Origin of the sequence: Chryseobacterium sp. C-71, assembly GCF_020911865.1 — a bacterium.
Lineage (GTDB): Bacteria > Bacteroidota > Bacteroidia > Flavobacteriales > Weeksellaceae > Chryseobacterium.
Window position 1 is genome coordinate 2,445,207 of the sequence record NZ_CP087131.1, and the last position, 25,901, is coordinate 2,471,107.

The 25,901-nt window shown below is 32.9% G+C and carries 19 protein-coding genes; 4 read left to right on the plus strand and 15 right to left on the minus strand.

Features of this window, described 5'->3' with window-relative positions; translation table 11 throughout:
* Positions 1-8: 8 nt before the first annotated feature.
* The 6 genes from LNP04_RS11240 to LNP04_RS11265 form a co-directional block, all read right to left on the minus strand.
* Positions 9-359 carry a DoxX family protein gene (locus tag LNP04_RS11240; protein ID WP_229983061.1) on the minus strand — a complete coding sequence of 117 codons (351 nt, stop codon included), beginning with the start codon at positions 357-359 and terminating at the stop codon, positions 9-11.
* Positions 360-363: 4 nt separating this feature from the next.
* A complete protein-coding gene (locus LNP04_RS11245) occupies positions 364-1,293 on the minus strand; it encodes an LD-carboxypeptidase (protein ID WP_229983062.1) in 930 nt (309 codons plus the stop codon).
* Positions 1,294-1,328: 35 nt separating this feature from the next.
* A complete protein-coding gene (locus LNP04_RS11250; protein ID WP_229983063.1) occupies positions 1,329-2,015 on the minus strand; it encodes a LysE family translocator in 687 nt (228 codons plus the stop codon).
* A 146-nt stretch (positions 2,016-2,161) separates the two neighbouring features.
* Complete coding sequence (rnr, locus tag LNP04_RS11255) at positions 2,162-4,312, minus strand: ribonuclease R (protein ID WP_229983064.1); 2,151 nt, start codon at positions 4,310-4,312, stop codon at positions 2,162-2,164.
* A gap of 321 nt (positions 4,313-4,633) precedes the next feature.
* A complete protein-coding gene (gene rpiB / locus LNP04_RS11260; RefSeq protein ID WP_229983065.1) occupies positions 4,634-5,068 on the minus strand; it encodes a ribose 5-phosphate isomerase B in 435 nt (144 codons plus the stop codon).
* Positions 5,069-5,070: 2 nt separating this feature from the next.
* The gene (locus tag LNP04_RS11265; RefSeq protein ID WP_229983066.1) at positions 5,071-6,636 is read right to left on the minus strand and encodes a DUF4139 domain-containing protein; all 1,566 of its coding nucleotides are present in this window, start codon (positions 6,634-6,636) and stop codon (positions 5,071-5,073) included.
* Between the two features lie 619 nt (positions 6,637-7,255).
* Here LNP04_RS11265 and LNP04_RS11270 point away from each other — a divergent pair.
* Positions 7,256-8,446 carry a phosphoglycerate kinase gene (locus LNP04_RS11270; protein ID WP_229983067.1) on the plus strand — a complete coding sequence of 397 codons (1,191 nt, stop codon included), beginning with the start codon at positions 7,256-7,258 and terminating at the stop codon, positions 8,444-8,446.
* Between the two features lie 50 nt (positions 8,447-8,496).
* Here LNP04_RS11270 and LNP04_RS11275 read toward each other — a convergent pair whose 3' ends face one another.
* The 7 genes from LNP04_RS11275 to LNP04_RS11305 form a co-directional block, all read right to left on the minus strand.
* Entirely contained in the window at positions 8,497-10,248 is a 1,752-nt protein-coding gene (locus LNP04_RS11275; RefSeq protein WP_229983068.1) for a hypothetical protein, read from the minus strand.
* A 272-nt stretch (positions 10,249-10,520) separates the two neighbouring features.
* Entirely contained in the window at positions 10,521-11,342 is an 822-nt protein-coding gene (locus LNP04_RS11280; RefSeq protein WP_229983069.1) for a class I SAM-dependent methyltransferase, read from the minus strand.
* A gap of 99 nt (positions 11,343-11,441) precedes the next feature.
* Entirely contained in the window at positions 11,442-13,304 is a 1,863-nt protein-coding gene (gene mnmG / locus LNP04_RS11285; RefSeq protein ID WP_229983070.1) for a tRNA uridine-5-carboxymethylaminomethyl(34) synthesis enzyme MnmG, read from the minus strand.
* A 185-nt stretch (positions 13,305-13,489) separates the two neighbouring features.
* Complete coding sequence (gene ybeY / locus LNP04_RS11290) at positions 13,490-13,897, minus strand: rRNA maturation RNase YbeY (protein WP_229983071.1); 408 nt, start codon at positions 13,895-13,897, stop codon at positions 13,490-13,492.
* 4 nt (positions 13,898-13,901) lie between these two features.
* Entirely contained in the window at positions 13,902-16,058 is a 2,157-nt protein-coding gene (locus LNP04_RS11295) for a patatin-like phospholipase family protein (protein ID WP_229983072.1), read from the minus strand.
* A 2-nt stretch (positions 16,059-16,060) separates the two neighbouring features.
* On the minus strand, positions 16,061-18,508 hold the full coding sequence (locus tag LNP04_RS11300) for a bifunctional UDP-N-acetylmuramoyl-tripeptide:D-alanyl-D-alanine ligase/alanine racemase (protein WP_229983073.1): 2,448 nt from the start codon (positions 18,506-18,508) through the stop codon (positions 16,061-16,063).
* A 213-nt stretch (positions 18,509-18,721) separates the two neighbouring features.
* Entirely contained in the window at positions 18,722-19,309 is a 588-nt protein-coding gene (locus LNP04_RS11305) for a thymidine kinase (RefSeq protein WP_229983074.1), read from the minus strand.
* Between the two features lie 60 nt (positions 19,310-19,369).
* On the opposite strand from LNP04_RS11305, the gene LNP04_RS11310 reads away from it, so the two are divergent.
* From LNP04_RS11310 to fabG, 3 genes are read left to right on the plus strand one after another with little or no spacing between them, the layout of a single operon-like run.
* Positions 19,370-20,887: a hypothetical protein gene (locus tag LNP04_RS11310; RefSeq protein ID WP_229983075.1), complete on the plus strand. Its 1,518-nt coding sequence runs from the start codon at positions 19,370-19,372 to the stop codon at positions 20,885-20,887.
* A gap of 2 nt (positions 20,888-20,889) precedes the next feature.
* The gene (gene rsmI / locus LNP04_RS11315; protein ID WP_229983076.1) at positions 20,890-21,624 is read left to right on the plus strand and encodes a 16S rRNA (cytidine(1402)-2'-O)-methyltransferase; all 735 of its coding nucleotides are present in this window, start codon (positions 20,890-20,892) and stop codon (positions 21,622-21,624) included.
* Between the two features lie 10 nt (positions 21,625-21,634).
* Entirely contained in the window at positions 21,635-22,378 is a 744-nt protein-coding gene (fabG, locus tag LNP04_RS11320; protein ID WP_229983077.1) for a 3-oxoacyl-[acyl-carrier-protein] reductase, read from the plus strand.
* 57 nt (positions 22,379-22,435) lie between these two features.
* Here fabG and LNP04_RS11325 read toward each other — a convergent pair whose 3' ends face one another.
* Both LNP04_RS11325 and LNP04_RS11330 read right to left on the minus strand, forming a co-directional pair.
* Positions 22,436-23,938 (minus strand): tetratricopeptide repeat protein, encoded by a 1,503-nt coding sequence (locus LNP04_RS11325; protein WP_229983078.1) that lies wholly within the window; start codon positions 23,936-23,938, stop codon positions 22,436-22,438.
* Between the two features lie 85 nt (positions 23,939-24,023).
* Complete coding sequence (locus tag LNP04_RS11330; protein WP_229983079.1) at positions 24,024-25,532, minus strand: hypothetical protein; 1,509 nt, start codon at positions 25,530-25,532, stop codon at positions 24,024-24,026.
* Between the last annotated feature and the right edge of the window lie 369 nt (positions 25,533-25,901).

Genomic DNA, 25,901 nt, shown 5'->3' on the forward strand with positions numbered 1-25,901 from the left:
AAATCTATTTACTTTCTAAACTGGTACGCCCACCAAATCAAAACTATCTGTAAAGGAAGTCTCAAAACCGTGAGCCAAAAATATTTATGATGAACCTGATAAAACTTTTTTGCCATCTCAATATTTGCAGGAAAAACTGCGATGAATAAAGCGATACAAAGATAAGCTCCCAACTTTTGAGTTTCGGGAAAAAGGAGGAGAATACCACACAAAATTTCTACTGCGCCACTGATGTAAACCATCTGCAGATGCATCGGAATATAATCCGGCATTATTTTCATGAAAATCAGAGGCTTTACGAAATGTATCACTCCAGCTAAAATCAAGAAAAATGCGAGTACAAATTTTGAGTAAAACATTATTCTATTTAAAAGTTAACGATACATTTTTTCCGGCTTTCAAAGAAACTTCTGCACCTAAAATCAAAGGAATATTGTTATGAATATGCCCGTTTGGAAATGCAAAAACTGTAGGAAATTTATATTTTGAAATTCTGTCTGAAATTAATTTGTATGCAAACTCATCGAAGCTTTCTTCATATTGCTTGTTTTCTTTTTCGTCACCCATATTGGTCATTCCGCCAATAATTAAGCCTTTTATCTTTGTGAAAATTCCGGCTAATTCTAAGCTCATGATCATTCTGTCGAGTGCATAAAAGTTTTCGCCAATATCTTCGATGAATAAAATTTTATCTTTAAAATCAAAAGAGTATTTCGTTCCTAAAAGTGCATAAATTAAAGCTAAATTTCCTCCAACCAATTCGCCTTCCACATTCCCTTCTTTATTAAAATGATTCGATTTTAAAGTATATTTTAAAGGTTTTCCTTTCAGAATATTAAAAGTTAGGTCATAACTTTCATCAGTCACTCCGAAACTTGAGGTTTTAATGGTTTGTCCGTGAATCGAAGCGAAACCTTTTTTCAACAAATAACTTTGTATCACTGTGTTATCAGAATATCCAATATACCATTTCGGATTCTTTGTAAAACCTTTTAAATTTAAATTTTCTATTAAATGCTGGCATCCATAACCTCCACGAGATGCCCAAATCGCAGAAATTTCCGAGTCGTTTAATGCCCAATTGATGTCTTTGGTTCTCTGCTCTTCAGTTCCTGCATAATTGTAACCGTTTGAAAATTTTGTGTAGAGATTTTCACCTAACACTGGTTGAAAACCTTTGCTTTTAATTAATTTAATTCCCTTCTCAAGCTGAGCGGGTTCTACGGCTCCGGCAGGGGAGATGATGGCAATTTTATCGCCTTTTTTAAGAGATTTTGGAAATATTTTTTTCATTTTTCAATTGATGTTTTTATTTATGTCAGACTGATCTATTGATCTTTTTTGTATTTTAATTCTTTCTTTTCTGCTTCTTCTAATCTTTTGTCAAACTGATTAAACTTTTTGAAACTTTGCAGAAATATGAAGAAACTGAAAATAATAAGCACAATACCAACACCTTTTCTGATACTGTTTGCCAATTTTTGAGTCAATCTATCGTGGAATTGTTTTGATAAGAAAATTTTAGCCAAATCTATTAAAAGATAGGTCATTATCACGATGGCTAGGTATAAAATCAAAGTTCCGGTATCCGGATATTGATTTCTCACACCAATAACCGTAAGTAACCAGAAAAGTATGACTCCTACATTTAAAATATTTAGCAGAAAACCATTAAGGAATGTTTTTATGTAGTTCTGACTGATGATTTTTTCTTCGCCGGGTAAATGCATTTTGGTTTTGGTTACCAGCATAACAATTCCATACGAAAGAATAAGAATAGATGTTATTCTATAAAAACCGGGATGTTTATCAATAAGACTTACAATGTCTGCACTTGCATAATAGGCTGCTATAATGCACAGTAAATCTGCTGTAATAACGCCAAAATCAAGTGCTAAAGCATGTCTTGGACCTCTTGTAAAACTGGTTTCTATCAAAAGGAAAAAAATAGGACCAATGAAAACCAGGCTCAACATAAAGCCCAGACCAACGGCCGATAATACGAGTTCAAACATTTAAATTGTTTCTATCCCAAATTTAAAAATTATATTTCTATTTGTCTGCAAAAATGAATTTTTTAAATCTAAATCGTATGATAAAAACTTTTTTAAACAAAAAAGACTGCCACATAGGACAGTCTTTCATCATTTATTTTTAAAATTTAATCAACAATCTTAAAGTCTAATTGCTTTTGAATTAAATTGGCTTTTACCACTTTGATCTGAACTTCTTCGCCCAGCTGAAACTTTCTACCCGTTCTTGAACCGTAAACAGCGTGTGTCGACTTATCATACGTATAAGAATCATCCATCAAATCACGTAATTTAATCAAACCTTCAGCACCGTTTTCAGGAATCTGCACCCAGAAACCAAATTCTGCAACTCCCGAAATAACACCAGTGAAAGTTTCTCCCAAATGTTTTTCCATGAATTTTACCTGCATAAATTTGATGGAATCTCTTTCTGCATCGGCTGCCAAACGTTCTCTGGCGCTGCAATGTTTAGCTTTTTCTTCTAATTCATTTTTATCGGGAGATTTTCCGCCGTCTAAATAATGCTGAAGTAATCTGTGCGCCAATAAATCTGGATAACGACGGATAGGAGAGGTGAAGTGTGAATAATAATCAAACCCAAGACCGTAGTGACCGATTGGCTCGGTAGAGTAGACCGCTTTGCTCATGCTTCGCATTGCCAGAGTTTCAATCATATTTTCCTCACCTTTTCCTTTTACTTCAGAAAGTAAATTATTCAGAGATTCGGCAACTTTTTTAGTGTTTGCCAGATCCATTTTGTATCCGAAAGTCGAAACGAAATCTCGTAAAGCTTCTAATTTTGCCGGATCCGGATCGTCGTGAACTCTGTAAATAAAGGTATTTCCGTTTGGTCTTCCTTTTTTAAGAGAAACAAATTCAGAAACTTTTCTGTTCGCCAAAAGCATGAATTCTTCAATCAAATGATTTGAGTCTTTGCTGACTTTAAAGTAAACCCCAATCGGTTCACTCTTTTCATTCAAATTAAATCGAACTTCGCTTCTGTCGAAGGTAATCGCACCGTTTTTAATTCTCTGGTCACGCATGATTTTTGCGAGTCTGTCTAGTGTCAGAATTTCTTCTGTTAAATCGCCTTCCTGAGTCTCAATTCTTTCCTGAGCTTCCTCATAGGTGAATCTTCTGTCTGAGTGAATGGCAGTTCTACCGAACCATTCATTCACCACTTCAGCTTTATCATTCATCTCAAAAACCGCTGAGAACGTGAATTTATCCTCATTTGGACGAAGCGAACAAACGTCATTACTCAAAATTTCTGGCAACATCGGTACAACTCGGTCAACCAGATAGACTGAAGTTGCTCTTTCATAGGCTTCATCATCCAGCATTGTTCCCGGAACTACATAATGAGAAACGTCGGCAATGTGTACTCCGATTTCCCAATTTCCGTTATCTAATTTTTGGATAGATAAAGCATCATCGAAGTCTTTTGCATCTTTCGGGTCAATGGTAAACGTGCAGATTTTTCGCATGTCTCTACGCTTCGCAACCTCTTCTTCGGTAATTCTTCTGTCGATTTTTTCTGCATCTGCTTCGACTTCCTCAGGGAAATTATACGGCAAACCGTATTCAGCCAAAATAGAGTGAATTTCTGTTTCGTGTTCTCCCGGAGCTCCAAGAACTTTTATAATTTCACCATCAGGATTTTTGTCGCCAGGTTTCCATTCAAGCATTTTTACAACGACTTTATCTCCGTTTTCCGCACCGTTAATTTTTCCTTTTGGTATAAAAATATCCGTGTTAATCGTCTTTTTATCGCAAACTACAAACCCAAATTCTTTGTGTGGAACAAGCTGGAAAGTTCCTACAAACTCTGTCCGGCTTCTTTCTAAAACTTCCAGCACAGAGCCTTCCATTTTCTTTCCTTTAAAATTGTAAGTAACGATAAGAACTTTATCTCCCTGCAATGCATCTTTCACATTTTTTGCATGAACGAAAACATCATCTTTTAAATTCTCGACTGTTACATAAGCGTTTCCACTTTGGTTGAAATCGATAATTCCTGTTAAAGTTCCTTCAATATTAAGATTAATGCTGAATTTTCCTTTTTCAGTTTCCTTGATTCTTTGGTTTGCTAAGAGCTTATGCAAAGATTGGATGACCAACTCACGCTGTCTCGGATTTTTATAGTCAATTCCGTCTGAAATCTGTTTGTAATTGTATATTTTGGTTTGGTTCTGATTCATAAAACGGAGAATCAGTCTTCCAATTTCCAAGAGTTTTGAGTCATTTTTCTGACTTATGTATTTATTTTTTTTTGGCATTTTATTCTTTTAAATTTTAATACAATTATCAAATTTCTCTGATAATTCTTTTATTATTTTATCGTACCATTGGTACGAGGTTTATATTTTATTGATAATGAGTTAAATTCTGTTCCAATCATTTTATAATAATTGAAATTTTAGTTTTGTATAAATTTAATACAAAAAAGGAGAAGAGGAGAGAAAAACCTTTTAATAATATCTTTCGAATTTTATAGGTTCAAATGGAAATAAACAGATTGGTAATTTCTGTTTAATAACGCAAATATAAGAAATAAAAAATAAATAAGGCTTGCAAACTGAATCACAAGCCTTTATGACTTAGCAGAATGCTATTTTATCAACTCTGGTCTGATGTCTTCCACCTTCAAAATCGGTAGACAGAAACTTATTAGCAATTTCTATCGCTACTTCTTTAGAAATAAATCTAGCCGGGATAGAAATCATATTGGCATCATTGTGTTGTCTTGCCAATTCTGCAATTTCCGGCATCCAACACAATGCACATCTTATTTTCTGATGTTTGTTGGCAGTAATCTGAACTCCGTTTCCGCTTCCGCAGATGAGAATTCCCAATTCGTTTTCTCCATTCTCAACAGAAGTTGCTGCAGGATGCACAAAATCCGGATAATCTACGCTATCGGTAGAAAATGTTCCGAAATCCTGTACTTCAAACTGCTCTTGAAGATGTTTTTTTAAAATTTCTTTATACTCAAAACCGGCATGGTCTGCGGCAATAGCTATTTTTCTTTTCATTTTTATTTTATATCTATTGTTATTAAATCTTCAGGCAAAGTTACGTTAAATCCGAAATTAATCTTCTTAGTTTCATTAGGTTTTACATCAATATTCCAAATTAAAAACCCTGTTGATGCTTCATAACTGGCTTTATCAGGATTTAAAGCTTCAATTTTAATCTTTTCATCGGTAGAAAGTGGAATCTGATCTTTCAACTCAAGATTCACTGCAATATTCTTATTATTCTTAATTGTAATTTCATATTGATAAACTTCCTGTTTTACCTTATCTCCTAAGCTCTTATTTTCTTTTTTCACCAATTCTCTTTTTGTGAGGATGTTAGAATCACTACCAAGGCTTATCAACATTTCACTTGAAAGTTGATTGGTATCGATACTCACCGAGCCTATCTGCGTATCTTCTACAATAATATCAGCACTTCCAGGAAGTAAATTATACTTCGAATAATCTTTAATATACGCTAAAAGGTAAGTCTTGTTTTCTAGTTTTGGAGTAGTAAAATACTTATAATTGGTTGTCACTTCAAATTCATCAACATCTTCTGTGACTTCTACATCAGACGGAATGACTGCACTTTTATCCAAACTAATCTCAGTTTTCATGGCTTTTTGAGTAACTCTTGAACTTTTATCGGCAACCATCATCATTTGAACTGATGAATTACTTTTCTCGTAAGGGCTCCGGAAAGCTTGATTAGAAACATGCACATCTCTTTCAGTCCTCAGAAACCAACGGTCTAGCTCGTAAGGTTTTTCGTCAGCACTAAAACTTCCATTAACTAATTTAACAGGAAAATCTCTGAATTCTAATCCGGTATTCTGACGAATTTTCGCTTTGTAAGAAATTTTTAAAGGAGACTGAATGCCATTTGACTTGATAATATAATGCGGTCTCCAGCTTGCATCATGCAAATACTGGCTGACCTCAAAATTCACTTTTTGCTTCCTTTCACTCGATACGTGGAGTATTATAATATTTGCATTTCCCTGTGATCGGGAAGACATATTTCTTCTATTTTCCAAAAGTGAAACTTTATTTTGATAAGTACTGATTTTATAGTTAAGAACACCTTCTTCCTTGTAAAGTTCCTTCAACTGAGATTTGTTAAAATCAATCATTTTTAAAATCTCGGTAGAATTAGGATCGCCCAACGTCTGATTTTTCTGAATAATTCCAATGGAATTTCTCACTAAAGCAAGTTCCTGCTCAAAATTCTTATGTACCTTTTTATAATAATCAATACTGTCTATAAGCTGATCGGTTTCAGAATTCTTCCCCAATTTATCTGCGTACAAATAACTATTATCATTATAAGATTCAACTCTTAAAACATTAATTTTTTTATCTGGCATAAATGCCGAAGTTTCTACACCTGAATTTCTACCAAATTCTTTTATAATAATGTAATTTTTTCCAGAGAGAACATCTGCAGAAAATGTTTTTTTGATCATTCCGCCGCTAAAAAATATTTTTGCTTCCTTCGTTTTGGCGGTCACTACCACGAAATTTTCTTGTCCGAAACAGCTAAATGCAACCAATAGGAAAGCTAGTACATTGATTTTCATTATATTCTACAGTTTATCAAACAAAAATAGCCTTTTATTCACAAAATGTGATTTACTCACTCATAAAATGTGAAAAGCAATGTGAATAACTGTGGAAAACTTTTCTGAACTAAATATTTCCTAATCAAAATAAAACATTACTGAAAGTTGCCTCCAAAAATAATGATCATAACTTCAAAAAACTTTCCTGTCAGAAATCTGGTATTTCTCCATACTGAAGAAACTAATATTTAACATTGTTCAAAAGTTACTAATATTTGTGAGTAAGTCTTAAATTTATCAGATGCTCAATGATTTACATTGTTAATTAAATATGAATTGAATTCAGACTGTATGTTATGAAGTTTTAACATAAAAGTTATCCCCGAAACTCACAACACTCAACAACAACTATCATTCTTTTTTTTATCTATAAAGAAATTAATGTTGATTGGTGAGTGATGGGTTTGTGGGAAGTTTTTTGAAAACTTTTGTCTTTTTGAATCTTTTGCAAAAGTTTAAAATCTTACATTTGTGAAACAAAAATTAGAAAATATCTGTGAATCGAAATGAATTGAGAAGAGACAAGAACCAATTCATCAAAACGATTTCAAAAAAAATAAAAATATTAAATCAGCATATGAAAACAATCAGTGATTTCAATTTTAAAGATAAAAAAGCTTTAGTACGAGTTGACTTTAATGTACCTCAGGACGACCAGCTGAGAGTTACAGATAACACAAGAATTTCAGCAGTGAAACCAACCGTTGAAAAAATTCTTAATGACGGAGGTTCTGTAATTTTAATGACACACCTAGGTAGACCAAAGGGTGAAGTTAAAGATGAGTTTTCATTGAAGCATATTGTAGAAGAAGTCTCTAATGTTCTTGGTCATCAGATTAAATTTGTAGAAGAATCGATAGGTGAGAAGGCTGAGCAAGCTGCTGCAGAACTTAAAGCTGGCGAGATTTTATTATTGGAGAATCTACGTTTTCATAATGAAGAAGAAAAAGGCGATGAGGCTTTTGCTGAAAAGCTTTCGAAATTAGGAGATGCTTATGTGAATGATGCATTCGGTACAGCTCATAGAGCACATGCTTCTACTGCTGTAATTGCCAATTATTTTAATTCAACTAAATTTTTCGGTTTATTGATGGCTAATGAGTTAAAAGCGATTGATAAAGTTTTAAAAAGCGGTGAAAAACCTGTTACAGCGATATTAGGAGGATCAAAAGTTTCAACTAAAATTACCATTATAGAAAATATTTTACCTGCGGTTGATAATTTAATCATCGGTGGAGGGATGGCTTTTACTTTCATTAAAGCTCTTGGAGGTAAAATAGGAAATTCATTGGTTGAAGAAGATAAATTGCCTTTAGCATTAGAAATTTTGGGTAAAGCAAAAGAACATAATGTGAAAGTTTATCTTCCTTCCGATACTATTATTGCTGAAAGTTTCAGTAATGATGCAGATAGAAAAGAGGCAGATATTTATGAAATTCCAGAGGGTTGGATGGGAATGGATGCCGGGCCAAAGTCTCGTGAGCAGTTCAATGATGTTTTACTAAACTCAAGAACAATTCTTTGGAACGGACCAATCGGTGTGTTCGAAATGTCAAATTTCTCTGCCGGTACGGTTGCCTTAGGTGAAAGTATTGCTGAAGCTACAAAATTGGGAGCTTTCTCTTTAGTAGGTGGTGGCGACAGTGTAGCGTTTGTTAAGCAATTCGGTTACGCTGAAAAAGTAAGTTATGTTTCTACCGGAGGAGGGGCGATGTTGGAAAGTTTAGAAGGTTTGGAACTTCCGGGTATTGCTGCGATTAATAAATAAAAAATTAAGTATAATATTAATGGGACTCCAAATAGAGTCCCGTTAATGTTTTAATATTCTACTACTAAAAATACTTTTACGCCTAAAGTTTGGCTCCAACTTCCTATACTTTCTACTTCAATATGAATTTGATCATTATTTGCTACAAAATAACCTCGATTATCAATAAGTTCCAATTTATTATAGGTATTTAATACTCCTGATGCTATTTCAATAGATTTATCTGTATTATATACCCTAACATTATAGGTCAAGCCTCCATAACCTCCTTGCCAAGCTTTATCAAAAATAATTTTGATAGTATGGATTGGGACATTTGGAATGTTGAAAGATACAAGTTCTTTATAACCAAGTGTATTAGGTCCTAGATCTGCATATACTCTATCCTGCACAATACCAATTACTTCGCTGCCATTATTTCTGTGCCCTTTGCTTATAATTTTCTTGCTGATTTTATAAGAATCATCGTTTAAAAAGAAAGTATCTCTTCCGAAAGGTCTGTAGTATGAGTTAAGCCCGCAATTTTCGAAAATATAAATTGGATATCCTCCTGTATTAACAACTTCATTGCAAAATCCATTATTGATTAAGTCCAAATCTGGGCATGAATTGATAAATTTAATTTTTGCTGGATTTAAGTAAGCATCAGCGTTTCTTACATGATGTTTAAATCTAAAGTTTTGATAATTACCACAATTATCAAAAATAAAACTACCTTTTGATTTAATATCAATGGCATAATTTGAAGGATTGGTTCCAAAACCTCCTAGACCACAATTATCAAATTTTGCTGAAAAGTCTACATCATCATTATCAATTTTAATAAGTTTTGTGTTACCTCTAATTTCAAATCTTACCCCGTACATTTGTAAGTTTGGGTTGTTTGTATGACCGAATTTATTTGGATCAGCACTACTGTTGACCTTAAAAATTACATTATCAGTAGATTCATTACCTATAATTGAGCCTTGAAAATATGATATTGCCATCCCTGCATAGAAATCAAATACTATTCCTGATACACTTTCAATTTCAGTTGAGTAAAATCTCCAATTTACTGCTTGTGGATTATTTAATTTAAAAAGAATCGAATCTTGATCTGTGGCTAATATTTTACAATTTCTAAAGGTTATCTCTGACATCATTGTATCTCCTGATACATCAAGAATTGTTTTAAATCTTTCAAAAGAACAATCTGAAAATATTAATGATTGAGCTGTTCCACTTAAATTTACTTTCGCATTCATAAATTTACCTTTATGATCTGAAATGAATCCTATATTACTAAATGTAGTAAATCCAATTATATCTTCATTGTCAAATAAAAATTTATCTGAATCAGGTTCAAAAAGGATAACAGTATTTTGAAATCCCTCTCCTTCAAATATAAATTTCCCATTAAATACACCAGAATTTAAATCAAGAATTGTATCTGTTATTTTAAATCTTCCTGAGGGAATTTTTATTTTTAAAGGTTCTCTAAATCCTTCATTAGTAGATGATGCTTTGTATGCTATTTTTATAACAAACTTTAGTAATTCTGTAATGTTAGGTATTCCATTATTGGCGCTGCGGTCAATAAAGTTGTTTAAATTAATTACGTTATCATGAAATACAGCTCTATAGTACTTATTACTCGTAGGATCTTGTGTATAAATTTTTCCAATCCCATTGAAAGTTGAAGAAATTGGACTTCCATCATAATTTTCGGTTACTTCTACATAATTTAAAATTTCTTTTGATAATGAGTTGTGAGTTACCAAAACTTTTGGTGTCGTTGTCGTTGTGTAAATTGTTTCCATAAAAATTGTTTATTTTATTTGAAACAAAAATAATTGGTCTCAGCGTCAAAACATGACGTATTAAAATTATTTGAAAATATTAATTCGTTATTGATGATATCAATTAGTAATAGAGTAATGATGAAAATAAGAAGAATCTTATTTTAAATATTTATAAGTTCTAAACTCTATAAAATTTTAATTAAAAAACTCAGGATAATTTCCTGAGTTTTTTGTTTTTTATGTGAATATGGAGAAAATTGGCTTTCAGAAATGGCTTAAAAATCGATTTTCTACTTTTTTTCGATAATGTATATCAAACTTGAAAATTCGTTAGAAAATAATGCTTTTACGTTAGAAATCGTTCCGTGCACGACTGCTTTTAGCCAAAATAGGGGTGATTTTTTGTATTTTTCGCTCAACATCGAGATGTAGTAGGAATCTAAAACCAAAGGTTTAATTTTTCTCATTTTCCAATTTTGATTTTTTGAAATGAGATTTTCCATTCCATTTTTAGAGAAATGGTAGATATGTCTTGGTACGTCATAAGCTGCCCAAAATTCTTTATAGTGTTTTGCATCGTAAGAAGTAGGGTTGGGAACTGCAATAATCAATAAACCTTTTTCTTTTAATTTTGAATGAAAGATTGAAAGCATTTCACTTTGGTTTTCGATGTGTTCAAAAACATGCCATAGCGTAATTGCATCTAAGCTTTCATTTTCAATTAAATTAATATTTGCTATTATTTTTGCTTTTGAGACCTTATTTGTTGCTGCATTTTTAGCATCAGGATCTGGCTCAAATCCATAAGTTTCAAAATCATTTTCAATAAATTTTACAAATTCTCCTGCACCGCAACCATAATCTAATACCTTAGAATTCTTTTTTATTCTATCAATCAGAATAGTTTTCTTGTATTGAAGATTGAAAGATTGCAGAAATTTATACAGTTTTTCTTTTAAACTTCCTGAGTCCTGGTGATGAGAAATGTAATCTTCACTTTCATAGTATTTAGAAATGTTGGATGGAATAGGGGAGGTTTTAAAAACTCCTTTGGTTTCCGTTTCTTGTATTTCAAATATTTCCTGAGAAAGAAAATGATCTTTTATTTTCATTTTGATTATTGTATTTTAAAAATAAAGGTATTCAGAAAAGTTTTTAAGCCTCTAAATACCTTAGTTTATTATAAATGTTTCACGTGAAACATAATTGATTTATCGTCCTAAATAGACCATTAAAACGTTAATATCGGCCGGAGAAACACCACTTATTCTTCCTGCTTGAGCCAAAGTTTTAGGTCTTACTTTATTCATTTTTTGCTTTGCTTCCGAAGAAAGACTTGTGATTTTAATGTAATCAAAATCCTCAGGAATTTTTACATTTTCAAGTCTGTTCAGCTTAGCAACATTCTCTTTTTCCTTTTCGATATAGCCTTTATATTTGATATTAACTTCAGCTTGTTCTCTTACTTCATCGCTAAATTGAGATGTAAACTCTTTGATAGTGTCAATCAAATCAAGTTTATCTAAGGTAATATTAGGTCGCGTAAGAAATTGAGAAGCTCTGTAAGCCTGATCTACAGGATTACTTTCTATACTTTCTAAAATAGGATTGATAATTCCCGGCTTTAAAGAAGTTTCTCTAAGATAAGCTTCAAGTTCCTGACTTTTAATAATTTTCTCTTCAACCTTTTTTACTCTTTCCTCTTTTGCTAAACCTAAATTATATGCTTTTTCAGTCAATCTAATGTCTGCATTATCTTGTCTTAAAAGCAATCTGTATTCAGCTCTTGAAGTAAACATTCTGTAGGGTTCTTCAGTACCTTTGGTAATCAAATCATCGATTAAAACGCCGATATAAGCCTCATCTCTGTTAAGAATGAAGTCATCCTTTTCATGAACCTTATTGTGAGCATTAATACCTGCCATTAAGCCTTGTCCGGCAGCTTCTTCATAACCTGTAGTTCCGTTAATTTGGCCGGCAAAATATAAGTTATCAACCAGTTTAGTTTCTAAAGTATGCTTTAACTGGGTAGGAGGGAAGTAGTCATATTCAATAGCATAGCCTGGTCTGAATACTTTTACGTTTTCAAACCCTGGGATATGTTTCATTGCTTTGATCTGAACATCTTCAGGTAGAGAAGAACTGAATCCGTTTACATAGATTTCCACAGTTCTCCAACCTTCCGGTTCTACGAAAAGCTGGTGTCTTGTGCGCTCTGCGAAACGGTTGATTTTATCTTCAATACTTGGACAATATCTTGGCCCTAAACTTTGAATTGTACCATTGAACATTGGACTTCTGTCAAAACCTTCACGTAAAATATCGTGTACAGCTTCGTTGGTATAAACAATATGACAGCTTAATTGTTTAGTTAATTTTGGAGTATCTAAATAGCTGAATTTTTGAGGATTTTCATCTCCTTTTTGTTCTTCCATTTTAGAATAATCGAGGCTTCTTCCGTCTACTCTTGGTGGAGTACCGGTCTTCATTCTCCCAGCTTCAAAACCTAACGAAACCAATTGTTCGGTAATTCCGAAAGCTCTTGGTTCGCCCATTCTTCCACCGCCTAATTGTTTATCACCAACGTGGATTAAACCATTCAGGAAAGTACCGTTGGTAAGAACTACTGAACTTGATCTGATCTCAATTCCTAGAGAAGTTACAACACCTACTGCTTTATTATTTTCTATAATTAAGCTCTTTACCATATCCTGAAAGAAATCAAGATTGGGAGTGTTTTCTAATGCATAACGCCACTCTTCTGCGAAAAGCATTCTGTCGTTCTGCGTTCTGGGAGACCACATGGCAGGACCTTTTGAAAGGTTCAGCATTTTAAACTGTATCGCAGATTTATCAGCAATAATTCCGGAGTAACCTCCCATTGCATCTATTTCTCTTACGATTTGTCCTTTGGCAATTCCACCCATTGCCGGGTTGCAGCTCATCTGTCCGATAGTCTGCATATTCATGGTAACCAATAAAGTTTTTGAACCTAAATTGGCAGCAGCGGCAGCAGCTTCACAACCAGCGTGACCTGCACCTACTACAATTACATCATATATTTCTGAAATCATTTTAATTGCTTATTTAAGCCTTAAATTTTTAAATCCTGTATAAATGTTTCACGTGAAACATTGTATCGAAATAAGGCTTAAAAGTGCCTGTATTCCGTGGTTTCTAGCCCCGATGGTAGCATTTGTTTGAGCTCTTTTTTCTTTGAAAAAGAAAAAAAGCGAGTGCGGACAGCGGGAATTAGCTCCTAATTATATTTTGCAATATAAAAGTCTTCTTTACTTCGCATTTCATGTTCTTCTTCTTCTGATTTATCTTTATAACCGCACAAATGCAAAATACCGTGAGCCAAGACTCTTCTTAATTCTTCTTCGTAGTTTTTGGATAGGGTAGAAGCGTTGTCTGAAATGCGCTGCAAAGATACGAAAATCTCTCCGCTTATTGTTTTGCCTTTCACAGAATCGAAAGTGATGATGTCGGTGTAATAATCATGCTGTAAATAATCCTGATTTATTTTGAGTAAATACTCATCGTCGCAGAATACGTAATTAATATCACCTAGTTTTTTTTCTTCTGAAAGAATGATTTCTTCCAGCCATTTTGTATAATCTGTATTGACAGATTCTGGTAAGTTTTCGTAAAAGAATTGTATCATTGTTTTAAAACCAGTGCCCTAAAATAACACTGAATATACCTTTTTGATTATTTTTAAGTGAATGGCTGAAGTTGAATTTAATCTGTCCGAAAGGAGATTTATAACCTGCCATGATTCCTACAGAGCTGTAATTTACTTTTACTGCGTCTTCGAAACTGATATCATCCGATAGATTGGCAAAAGAGAAGTTTCCGCTCAGGAAAAAGTTTTTATAAAATTTAAATTGAAGATCATTTGAAATTAGAGCGACATTATTGCTATTTAATTGTGCGAAATAGAAGCCATTAAATGTTTTGAAATTGATCACATTTTGCTCGAAAATTCCACCTAACCTGTATTGATAATATTCCGGAAGATTTTCACCGATGGTTACTCCGCCATATAAATTAAGGTGATAGCTGAATTGTTTAGATAAAGGAATATTGATTCTGATATCCGCTTTTACCTGAACCACTCTTTTGTCGACAGCAGATTTTAGCAGATCGATTACTTTTCCTTCAGCATTTAAGTAAAACCCTCTTCTTGGAAAGTCCTTGTCATTCTGCGTATCGCTTTTCAAGAAGACATAAGGATTCAAAAATCTATTCGATCTCTTGTTGGCACCGTTCATTTCAGCATCGAAATAATCGTGGCTTAGTCCGGCTCCGACAGCGTATTTATCTTTCCAGACAGACTGAATGTAAACTTCGTTTCTAAGCCATTGCCATTTATCGACGTTGATATTATTATTTCCTTTCAAATCAAAGCTCATCCCCGAAGAGTAAAGCCCGAATCCCGGAATGTATCCATTATCTACAAAATAGTTCAAGTAATATCTAGGTTTGTCACCCACGACAACATCCAAGGATAAATTTGAATTTTTGAACAATAATCTTTTTGCTGAATAATTAAGAAGTAATCCCGTTTTGAAGATTTCATCGTAATGCAGACCAAACTTTAAAAAATGTCTGGCATCATCTTCCGTCACATATAATTTCAGATAATTAATGTTGTTTTCAGTTATGATGTCGTAGTTGATGAAACGATAGTTATTTGTTGCTACCAATTTATCAATCCCTTTATTCACACTTCCATAAGTTTGCATTGATGGAAGACGAAGCCCCATCTTTCCTAAAACATAGTTTTTACCGTAAATTCTGCTCCCAATCAAATCAATGCTGTCAATCTTATAGACATTAGAATAGATAGGATTTACGGGCTGTCTAAGGCGGTCAAATGTACGTTTAGGTAAATCATCTAAAATATTCGTGTACTTTAAACCTTCTACAAAACCACTGTCCAGAATTTTTTTCTTTTCATCGTAGCTTGTTGCAGTCATTCCTTTCAAATTCGGTTTGATATTAATATCGGTGAATCTATACTGACGTCTTGTGTCTTTTTGAATTCCGAAGTCGATCACCTGATTCAAAATTGAAATGATGTTGTTTAAATCTTCTCTTTTTGAAAGATCTTGATTTAAATCTACACCAATTACAATGTCAATGCCTTTATCTTTCAAAGGTTTTGAAGGATAATTGACCGTCATGGCTCCGTCAATGTAAATACTGTCTCCAATTTTCACAGGATCCATTAAAGATGGAAATGCAGAACTCGCCATAATCGACTGTACGAGATCTCCTTTTTCAAAAATCTGCATATTTCCACTTTCCAGATTGGTGGCAACGCACATGAAAGGAATTGGTAATTTTGAAAAATCTTCAATCGTTGAAACATTTTTAAAAAGTTCTTTCAGAAGATATACGTTCTTCTGCCCGGAACTTATGGAAGAGGGGAGATTAATTTTCCCGTTTTTTAAAGGAATTGATAAGAGATATTTATCTACTGATTTGTTAAAGAATGTACTTTCTGTCCGGGATTTTGGATCTCTGATTAAAGAATAGAAATCAGTATCCATCACGATTTTTTCGATGTCTTTTCCAGTGTATCCTGAAGCATATAATCCACCGACAATAGCTCCCATACTGGTTCCGGATATATAATCAACTTTTACTCCCAAGGAATCTAAAACTTTCAAAACACCAACGTGTGCGAAGCCTTTCGCTCCACCTCCGGCAAGTGATAATCCAATTTTTGGATTTTTTGGAATGACCAAACCCTTTTTCACCTGCGAATGGACGAATAGCAATTGAAATACGAATAAAAGAACAAGGAGTTTCTGCATAATTAATCTTTTATATAAATCCTTTTCACACGAGGAGAAATTGAGGTTAAAACTTCATAAGTAATCGTTTTGCAGTATTCTGCAAATTCTTTGAGACTTGGTTTAGCGTTAAAAACCGTGACAGTATCACCTTCCTTTACATTGGGAATATTATCTACTTTGATCATCATCATATCCATACAAATGTTTCCGACAATGGGTGCTAGGGTTTTGTTGATGCCTACGTTTCCGATTTGATTACCGATTAATCTCGGAATTCCGTCTGCATATCCTACTGGAATGGTTGCGATTTTTGTTAAATGATCTGTCTTGTATTTTCGGCTGTAACCTACAGATTCTCCATTTTCAACTAAAGAAATTTGAGAAATTACCGTTTTAAAACTGACCGTTGACTGAAGCTGCTTCTGAATATCAATATTTGCAGATTCGCCAAGCATTCCAATTCCGATTCTTACCATATCGTAGTGATGGTTGCTGTAATTGGTGATTCCTGACGAGTTTAAAATATGTCTGAGAGTCTGATAACGTAGTTTTTCAATTAAATAACTTGAGTTTTTTTCAAATATTTCTAACTGTTTTAAAGTAAATTCTTTCTCGGTCGGAACATCAGCAGACGATAAATGACTGAAAATACTCTGAACTTTCAGATTTTTATATTCTAAACTTTGGCTTAATTGGTCTAATTCATATTCCTTAAAACCAAGGCGATGCATTCCGGTTTCCAGTTTTATATGGATAGGATATTTTTTATCATAACCTGATTTCTGTACTGCCTCGTAGAACAATTCCAAAACCCTGAAACTGTAAATTTCCGGCTCAAGATTGTACTGAATGATTGTATCATAACTGTGCTGCTCAGGATTCATCACAACTATTGGAGTAGTAATTCCTTTTTTGCGAAGTTCAACACCTTCATCTGCATACGCAACTCCCAAATAATCAATGTGATGATGTTGAAGAAACTCGGAAATCTCATAACTTCCTAAACCATAAGCATTTGCTTTTACCATTGCCATCATTTTGGTGGAAGGTTTCAGCAGAGATTTATGGTAATTGATATTATGAAGAATAGCATTTAAATTTACTTCTAAAACCGTATCATGTTTTCTGAGTTCTAATAGATCTTTCAGTTTTTCAATCTCAAATTTTCTTGCACCTTTCAGAAGAATAATTTGATTTTCGATTTCTGTAAGATATTTATTATCAATTAATTCCTGAGTGTTAACAAAAGTGTAGGTTTTAGATTTAAATAAATCTTTAAACTGAGTAATTTCTTCACCAATTAGAAATAAATTTTCAAAATTCTGCTCGTTGACCAATTCTGAAACTTCTTCATACAATTCCTGAGAATTTGCATTTACACCGATGATATCTGTTAAAACCAGCGATTTTTTCGATTTTTTATATTCATTTAGGAACTGTAACGCAGTCTTTAAAGAATCGAGATCCAGATTGAAAGAATCATTGATAACGATATTATTTTTAATTCCTTCGATAGCTTCCAGTCGCATTTCTACGGCTTTCAGAGCGTTGATTTTATCGACTATTTTATCATTGCTGATGTTGAGTTCTTTTAAAACGGTTATCAGCGCTAAAGCATTCGTTAAAGTGGCTTCATCGCGCTGATGAACAGGGAAGGTAATTTCTTCGTCAAAATAAGTAACAACAACATCTTCATTTCTTGAGATATTGTTTTTAAAAAAGACATCATTATTTTCTTTGAATCCGTAAGATATTAATTTTTTACTTGAATAAATTTCTCTTATTTTTCTGTCAACCAAAAGATTATCGCCATTGAAGATGATAACTTCAGAATTTTTGAAAAGCTTTATTTTTTCATTAATTAAATCTTCTTCAGACTTGAAATTTGCTGCGTGGGCGGTTCCGATGTGAGTCATTAAACCAATTTGCGGATGGAAAATACTTTCCAAAATCTGCATTTCATTTGGCATCGAAATCCCCACTTCAAATATCCCTAATTGGTGACTTGAATTAATCTGAAGCAAAGAAAGTGGCAGACCAATCTGAGAATTAAAACTTTTCGGACTTTTCACGGTCGGAAATTCATTCCATAAGCATTGATAGAGCCATTCTTTGAGAATCGTTTTACCATTGCTTCCTGTAATTCCAATTGATTTTAAGTTTGATTTTTCGAAATAATGTTTTGCCAGTTTCTGAAGAAATTCCACAGAATTTTCCACAATAATCCAAGTTACATTTTCAAATTGTGGATATTGATGTTGAGAAATAATGACATTAATTCCTCTGTCAACAGCCGATTCTATAAATTTTTCACCAGAATTTTTTTGAGTATTAATTGCAATAAAAGCAGCATTTTTAGTTGAATAAATAATCCTGCTGTCAAAAGCTATGTTTTTTATTAATAGATTTTTATCACCAATAATTTCTGAACTGGTGATTTCTGCAATTTGTTGTACTGTATAATTCATTGGTGCCCTATCTGCTTATATTTTGTGTCTGATGTATTCTGGTAGATCGCAAAGGTGCGAAGCTTTATTTAAATTATGTTTTTAAGGCGCAAGAACACTTCGACAAGCTCAGCGCAGCAAAAGATTTTCAGCAATTATTTTATTAAAGAAAAACTTTTAGGTTTAAACGAATTTAAATTTAACCTAAACCTTAAACTCAGTCTAAATTAATCATTATTTCTTCTTAGAAAGTACTTCTTCAATAAAAACTCGACGGCTTACCGCTTCATAACTTTCTGTTTCTCCTAATTCAACTAAATTATTTCCCTGAGAAGTTCTCATGGAGTAGTTAGCGAGATTTCCTGTCCTTTTGCAGATGGCGTGCACTTTTGTCACGTATTCTGCAGTTGCCATCAGATTAGGAATCGGTCCGAAAGGTCGTCCCAGAAAATCCATATCCAGACCTGCAATGACTACTCGAATTCCACTGTTTGCCAATTGATTAGCAACTTCAACGATGCTTTCATCAAAAAATTGCGCTTCATCAATTCCTACCACATCACAGTTTGACCCCAGAAGAATAATTTCATTAGGATTTTCTACTGCAGTACTTCGGATTTTATTTTTATTGTGCGAAACAACATCTTCATCAGAATATCTTGTATCGGTTTTGGGTTTGAAAATTTCCACATTCTGCCCCGCCATTTCAGCTCTTCTCAGTCTTCGGATCAACTCTTCGGTTTTTCCTGAAAACATAGAGCCACAAATAACTTCCATCCAACCGCTTTGTTTGGAATGATTAATTGTATTTTCTAAAAACATTTGTTATTTTAGCCGTAATATTTTAAGACCAAAAGTAAGCAATTTTAATAAGATTCTTCTATGCAGAACATCCAAGATTTACAGGAAAAGATTTTTTTTGAATCTAAGAATATCATTGGTATTCTAGACAAAATAAACGACGTTGACGAGCTACTTTCTAAGCAAAATCTTATCGATGATCTTGCAGAGAGAATTTCATTTTTAAAACTGCTTAAAAATAAGGTAGAATACTATAAAAATGATAATTTACGGTTTTCAGAACCTTTATCAGGCTCTTTTTTAGCTGAGACAATAGCCGAATCTCAGAATTTTTCTCACGAAGTAACAGAGGAAGAAGCTATTTTCAATAATGAACTGAACGAGATTGAAGGAAGTGAAAGCAACCTACCAAATGAAGTGATGGAAGAGGAAGCTATTTTTAATAATCAACTGAATGAGATTGTTGAAAACGAATTCCATGAAAATATGATAAATCTTGCCGAGGAAGAGAGAATTGAAGAAAAGAAAGAAGATTTAGATGAAGAAATTACTGAGCAGGAAAATTTAAATATTGAAATCGTTGAAGAAAATGCTGTTTTTAACGATCAACTGAACGAAATAGATGAGGAAGAATCTTCTGAAGAAATTTCTAAGGTTTTAAGTTTTGTAGATGAGGAAAGAATTCTTGAAAATTCTGTTCCTGAAGAGGAAGATGACATTGATGAAGAAATATTTGACCAAAAAGTAACTGAAGAGGAAGCTATTTTTAATAATCAATTAAATGAAATTGACGAATTTGAAAATGAAATTTCTGATGAGAGCGTTTCAAATAATTTTGAGGAAGAAGAGCAAATTCTAAGCAATTATGAATCTGCAAAAGCAAATGAAAATTCTTCAGAAAAGTTTCCTAATATGTTTGAATCTGAGCAGATTGAAGATGAAATTTTGATTGAAGAATCTGAAAATGAATCTGTTTCTGATGATTTTAAATATGATGAAGATGAAATCATGACTGAAAATTCAAATGTCGAAAGTATTCTGACAGAAATAAAAAAAGATACTGAAACACGTGAAGAAGATGTTCTGATAAGTGAAGATAGAGACAGAAGAAAAATTGTTGAAATAAACAAACCAACAGCTGAGTCTGATAAACCTGCTTCTGATGAGAGCTTTGAAAATCTTGAAGCTTATCAGCAGGAGAAAAAAATAAGACTTGCGAATATAAAAGGTTTAAAATCGATTCAGACATTGTTTGATGATGATCATTTGGAAAGAGAAATTCCTCAGGAAAAACCGGCTTCGGTTATAAAAGAAGAAACAGGAAGCATTTTAAAAACAAATATTCCGACCGATTATATGGAAGCGGAAAAGCAAAAACCTGAGTTCAGACTAGATTTGAATGATAGGATGGCTTTTACCAAACTGCTTTTTGGAGGAAGCCAAACTGACCTAAACCATGCCGTTGCTGAGCTGAACAGATGCAGAAATCTTGAAGAGGCAAAAGAATATCTAAGCGACCTCTACTACGACAGAAAATGGGATAAAGTAGATGAATATGCGCAAAGACTTTGGATATTGGTAGAAAATAAATTTTTATAATTTTGAGTGGAATCCTATATTTCGTTCCCACACCTGTTGGGAACTTAGAAGACATGACTTTCAGGGCGATTAAAGTGCTGAAAGAAGTCGATTATATTTTGTGTGAAGACACTCGAACTTCCGGAGTGCTTTTGAAGCATTACGAAATTTCAAAACCTTTAAAATCTTATCATTTACATAACGAGCATCACACTACTGAGAAGGTAATTACTGATCTTCAAAGTGGTCAGAACATCGCAATTATAACCGATGCAGGAACTCCAGGAATTTCAGATCCGGGTTATCTTTTGGCAAAAGCTGGTTCTGACAGTAATATTGAAATGATCTGCCTGCCTGGTGCGACAGCTTTAATTCCGGCTTTGGTAGTTTCAGGATTGCCAAATAACGAGTTTTTATTTGCCGGTTTCCTTCCCCCGAAAAAAGGAAGACAAACGAAACTGAAACAGCTGGCTGAGGAGAAAAAAACCATTGTTTTGTACGAAAGTCCGCATAAGATCAATACAACTTTAGAACAGATTAAAGAATTCTTTGGTGAAGAAACAAGAGCAAGTTTGAGCCGCGAAATTTCAAAAAAATTCGAAGAAACTAAAAGAGGTACAATTGATGAATTGATTGAATTCTCGAAAAGTAAAACTTTAAAAGGAGAGATTGTGCTGATTGTGAATAACTCGGTCAGTACGGAAGTTGAAACACCACAAAAGACTTCCACAAATAAATACAAGAATTTAGAAAAATAATATTACAATAATGAAACTATTAGAAGGAAAAGTAGCACTGATTACCGGAGCTACAAGAGGAATCGGGAAGGGTATTGCTGAGATTTTTGCTCAACAAGGAGCAAAAGTAGCATTTACGTATGCAGGTTCTGTAGAAAAAGCAAAAGAGTTAGAAACTGCTTTGAGTTCTGTAACTCAAATTAAAGGATATCAGTCTGATGCGTCAGATTACGATGCTGCTCAGAAATTAGTAGAAGAGGTAATGGCTGAGTTCGGCAAAATTGATATTCTAGTGAATAATGCAGGTATTACCAAAGATAATCTGTTGATGAGAATGTCTAAAGACGATTGGGATACTATTATTAAGGTAAATTTAGATTCTGTATTCAACCTTACTAAGGCAGTTATAAAGCCGATGATGAAGGCGAAATCAGGCTCTATTATCAATATGACTTCTGTAGTGGGAGTGAAAGGGAATGCAGGACAGGCAAACTACGCTGCTTCTAAAGCCGGAGTGATTGGTTTCACAAAATCGATAGCACTTGAATTAGGATCAAGAAACATCCGTTGCAACGCTATTGCTCCAGGATTTATCGAAACTGAAATGACAGCTGCTTTAGACGAGAAAACAGTTCAAAGCTGGAGAGACGGAATTCCATTGAAAAGAGGAGGACAGCCTGAAGATGTTGCCAATGCATGCGTTTTCTTCGGTAGCGAGATGTCTTCTTATATTTCTGGCCAAGTTCTTAATGTTGACGGCGGAATGCTTACTTAATAGAAAGATTTAATCTAAAATACAATCCCTTTCATGAAAATATGAAAGGGATTTTTATTATTCAGAATCAATATAATTTCTCAACCAAATCTGAAGATCTTTTTCGGGAGAAATTCTTAGTTTCTTTCGGAAATTATAGCGGTTGTTTTCAATAGTTTTTACGGCTTTAAAAGTATAATCTGCAATTTCTTTGGTATTAAATCCTAAATAAATATATGCAGCAAAAGTAAGTTCAGAAACTTTAAATTGAGAATTGATTTCCAGCATCTTGACTCTAAAATGTGGATAAACTTCCTGAAATCTGATGAAAAAATCAGGACTGTTTTCTTTAGCTAATTTTCTTACTTCTTCAAATGCTTCACTCAACTGTAATTTCAGGGTGTCTTTTTCCTTTTCATTGATTGCTTTTTCAGACTGCAATTGTTTTGTAATTTCTAAAGCCTTTTGGTTTTTGGTTTTTGATTTTTGAAGAAGATAAATAATAAAAACAGTAATTAAAACCAATAATGAAACGATCAACCAGGTCATTTTCTGATTTTTTTTCACTTCATTCTGATGCTGTGCTTTTTCTTCTTTCATCACCTCATTCAGGACAAAATCACGTTCTTTTTTCTTTTGAGCATCCAGTTTGTTATGTGCTTGTAAGTATAAATCCTGATAATGTTTTGCTTCTGTCGCGTTGCCTTGGGAAATGTAAAGCTCCGAGATTTTTTTGAACAATTCGCTCTGGATATCAGGAAAGTTATTTTGCTCAAAGCTATTGAGAGCATTACTGTAGTAGTAGTGAGCTTTTTCGTAATCTTTTTCATGGGTATGAAGATTCCCCAAGCCAATGAGCGATTCTATTTTGCAGGGATGCTTTTTTCCGTTAAAAAATCCCAGAGATTTATTGTAATAATATTGTGCAGAATCTATTTTATTCTGATTTAAGTGATAATTTCCGAAACCTAAACACGAACAACCGTTTTCTATATAAGCATTTTTAAATTTGACTTTTTTTAGAATTGTTTTCTCTTTTTTAAGATAAAAATACATCGAATCCGGCATATTGATATTCTGAAAAAGATAACTTAGGTTTGAATAAACGGCACTCTGTGTAAGAGAATCAGTGGTGTTTTTTTTTGTTTTACTATCGAGAATGTTGAGTGTTTTTTTATAATTTTTAGAGGATAAAGTATATAACTCCAACAGCAGATAATTTCCGCCCAACAATGCAGAAATTCTGGCAGACTGGGTTTTATCTTTAGCTAAATACTTGCCGTATTTCTGTGCTTTTTTAGCGTGGTGTATGCTTTCCTTGAATTCTGCATTATCGTAGTAATATGAAGCTAAATAATAGTAACCGTAGGAAAGACCTTTATCGTATTTTAAATTTTCAGATTCAGCGATTATTTTTTTTGAAATATTCAATACAGCGTCAGTTCTACCATCCAAATACAATTGGTTGGCATTGTCTATTAACTCATCAATTTTCTGGGTATTGTTTTGGGAAAACAGTGAAATACTCCATAAAAGGAGAATAGATAAAAATATTTTGATTAAGGATCTTTTGAAATCCATTTTAATGCAGATAATTTAAAGGTAAAAAATTTATTTAAAACTATTGTAGAAAAGATACTGCTAAAACTAAACCAAGAGCAGAATATTATTCACCATCAATATAATTTCTAAGCCAGAACAACAAATCCTGATCTGGTGAGATTTCTAGTTTTTTTCTGAAATTATAACGGTTATTTTCTATTGTTTTTACAGCTTTAAAAGTATAATCAGCAATTTCTTTAGTACTAAAGCCTAAATAAATATAAGATGCAAAAGTAAGCTCTGTTACTTTAAAATTCGGATTTATTTTTAGCATTTTCGGAGTAAACTGAGGATGAACCTCCTGAAATCTGATAAAAAATTGCGGACTGTTTTCTTTTGCGAGATTCATCACTTCGTCAAAACCTTCATTTACTTGGTTTTTAAGCACATCTTTTTCAATCTCCTGAATGGCATTTTCAATTTTTAATTTATTTGTAATTTTCTGCGTATTTATATTTCTTTTTTTGTTTTTTCTCAGGAAATAGACGATAATTGCTGCAATAATTAATAAAATTGAAATCATTGAAAGGGTATATATTTTATTCCTTTCTTTTTCGATTTCATTATTTCGCTCTTCCTCTTTCATCACTTCATTGATGACAAAGTCTCTTTCCTTTTTCCGTACTTTATCCATCTCAAGATTTGCTTTCTGATAGAGATCCTGGTAGTATTTTCCTTTTACTGTATTCCCTTCCTCAATGTAGGCTTCAGAGATTTTCTTGTACAGATTATTAACAAGTTGCGGATAATGATTTTTCGTCAAACCAGCTAAAGCCTCGTTGTACAATTCATAAGCTTTTTGATAGTTTTTATTTTTAATTTCAAGATCTGCCAGACCTGTAATTGCATCAAACTTACAGGCATTATCTTTATTTTTGAAAAAGGCGAGAGATTCATTAAAGTAAATTTTAGCTGAGTCTAATTTGTTGACTTTTAAATAATAATGTCCAAAATCATTCGAAGCACACCCATTTTCGGGATATTCTTTCTTTTCTTTGATTTTTGCAAGACTGTTTTTTTCTTTTTTAAGATAATAGTACATAGAATCCTGAAGATTCATATTATCATAAAGTATAGCTAAATAAGAGTAAGAAGTACTTTCAGAAAGATAATATAGCGTGTTTTTATTGCGAACCGTCTGAAGAATTTTAAGTGATTGATGATAATTGTCCGCTGACAAGGAATAAAGTTCAAGACTCAGATAATTATCTGCCAGCAAACCGTAAGCTCTTGAATGATGCAGGATGTCTTTTTTAAGATAATCTTTATACATGAGTGCCTTTTTTATATAATTGATGCTCTCTCGGTATTTACCGACAGTATAAAGACAGGCAGCGAAGTAATAATAACCGCAGCTGAGACCCATTTCGTCATCTGATTTTTCTGAAAGAGAGATAAGTTTCTGAGATTCTGCCAAAACCTTTTCAGTCTTACCATCAATGTAGAGACTTTCTGTGTAGTCTAATAATTCAGAAATTTTTTGATTTTTTGAATCAATTTTTTGAGCAAAAAACAAAATGCTGTTAAAAAAAACGATAAGAAAATATATTTTTGAGGACTTTATAAAATCCATTTTTCTTTAAAACTAATGTTGATTAATAATTTTTCAGATTAAAAGTAAACAAATTTTTCATGAAAATCTTTATACGTTATATCGATAAGATTGATTTATAATTTGTTGTTGTTTTTAATTAAAGAATAAATGTAGGTTTAAATTCATTATACACCATATTCTATTTCAAACTTAAAAAATCATAAAATGGCTACAAAAGAAAAAAAAACTTCACATTAATGCAAAGTTTAAAAAAGAATCAATATAATTTAGTTAAAAAAGTAAAATGAAATTTATGTAAAAACACATCAGTTAATTTAAAAATTTAAGATGGAATTCAACTTAAAAGAATGACTTATAGCTAGCAAAAAATTTTGTTTACAAAAGAGT

Coding starts and splice junctions, on each gene's coding strand:
- LNP04_RS11300 (WP_229983073.1), bottom strand. CDS start 18,508: ATGAATTATACAGTACAACAAATTGCAGAAATCACCAGTTCAGAAATT.
- LNP04_RS11270 (WP_229983067.1), top strand. CDS start 7,256: ATGAAAACAATCAGTGATTTCAATTTTAAAGATAAAAAAGCTTTAGTA.
- rnr (WP_229983064.1), bottom strand. CDS start 4,312: ATGCCAAAAAAAAATAAATACATAAGTCAGAAAAATGACTCAAAACTC.
- rpiB (WP_229983065.1), bottom strand. CDS start 5,068: ATGAAAAGAAAAATAGCTATTGCCGCAGACCATGCCGGTTTTGAGTAT.
- LNP04_RS11265 (WP_229983066.1), bottom strand. CDS start 6,636: ATGAAAATCAATGTACTAGCTTTCCTATTGGTTGCATTTAGCTGTTTC.
- LNP04_RS11250 (WP_229983063.1), bottom strand. CDS start 2,015: ATGTTTGAACTCGTATTATCGGCCGTTGGTCTGGGCTTTATGTTGAGC.
- LNP04_RS11240 (WP_229983061.1), bottom strand. CDS start 359: ATGTTTTACTCAAAATTTGTACTCGCATTTTTCTTGATTTTAGCTGGA.
- LNP04_RS11305 (WP_229983074.1), bottom strand. CDS start 19,309: ATGTTTTTAGAAAATACAATTAATCATTCCAAACAAAGCGGTTGGATG.
- LNP04_RS11330 (WP_229983079.1), bottom strand. CDS start 25,532: ATGGATTTTATAAAGTCCTCAAAAATATATTTTCTTATCGTTTTTTTT.
- fabG (WP_229983077.1), top strand. CDS start 21,635: ATGAAACTATTAGAAGGAAAAGTAGCACTGATTACCGGAGCTACAAGA.
- LNP04_RS11275 (WP_229983068.1), bottom strand. CDS start 10,248: ATGGAAACAATTTACACAACGACAACGACACCAAAAGTTTTGGTAACT.
- LNP04_RS11245 (WP_229983062.1), bottom strand. CDS start 1,293: ATGAAAAAAATATTTCCAAAATCTCTTAAAAAAGGCGATAAAATTGCC.
- LNP04_RS11325 (WP_229983078.1), bottom strand. CDS start 23,938: ATGGATTTCAAAAGATCCTTAATCAAAATATTTTTATCTATTCTCCTT.
- ybeY (WP_229983071.1), bottom strand. CDS start 13,897: ATGATACAATTCTTTTACGAAAACTTACCAGAATCTGTCAATACAGAT.
- LNP04_RS11280 (WP_229983069.1), bottom strand. CDS start 11,342: ATGAAAATAAAAGATCATTTTCTTTCTCAGGAAATATTTGAAATACAA.
- mnmG (WP_229983070.1), bottom strand. CDS start 13,304: ATGATTTCAGAAATATATGATGTAATTGTAGTAGGTGCAGGTCACGCT.
- LNP04_RS11310 (WP_229983075.1), top strand. CDS start 19,370: ATGCAGAACATCCAAGATTTACAGGAAAAGATTTTTTTTGAATCTAAG.
- LNP04_RS11295 (WP_229983072.1), bottom strand. CDS start 16,058: ATGCAGAAACTCCTTGTTCTTTTATTCGTATTTCAATTGCTATTCGTC.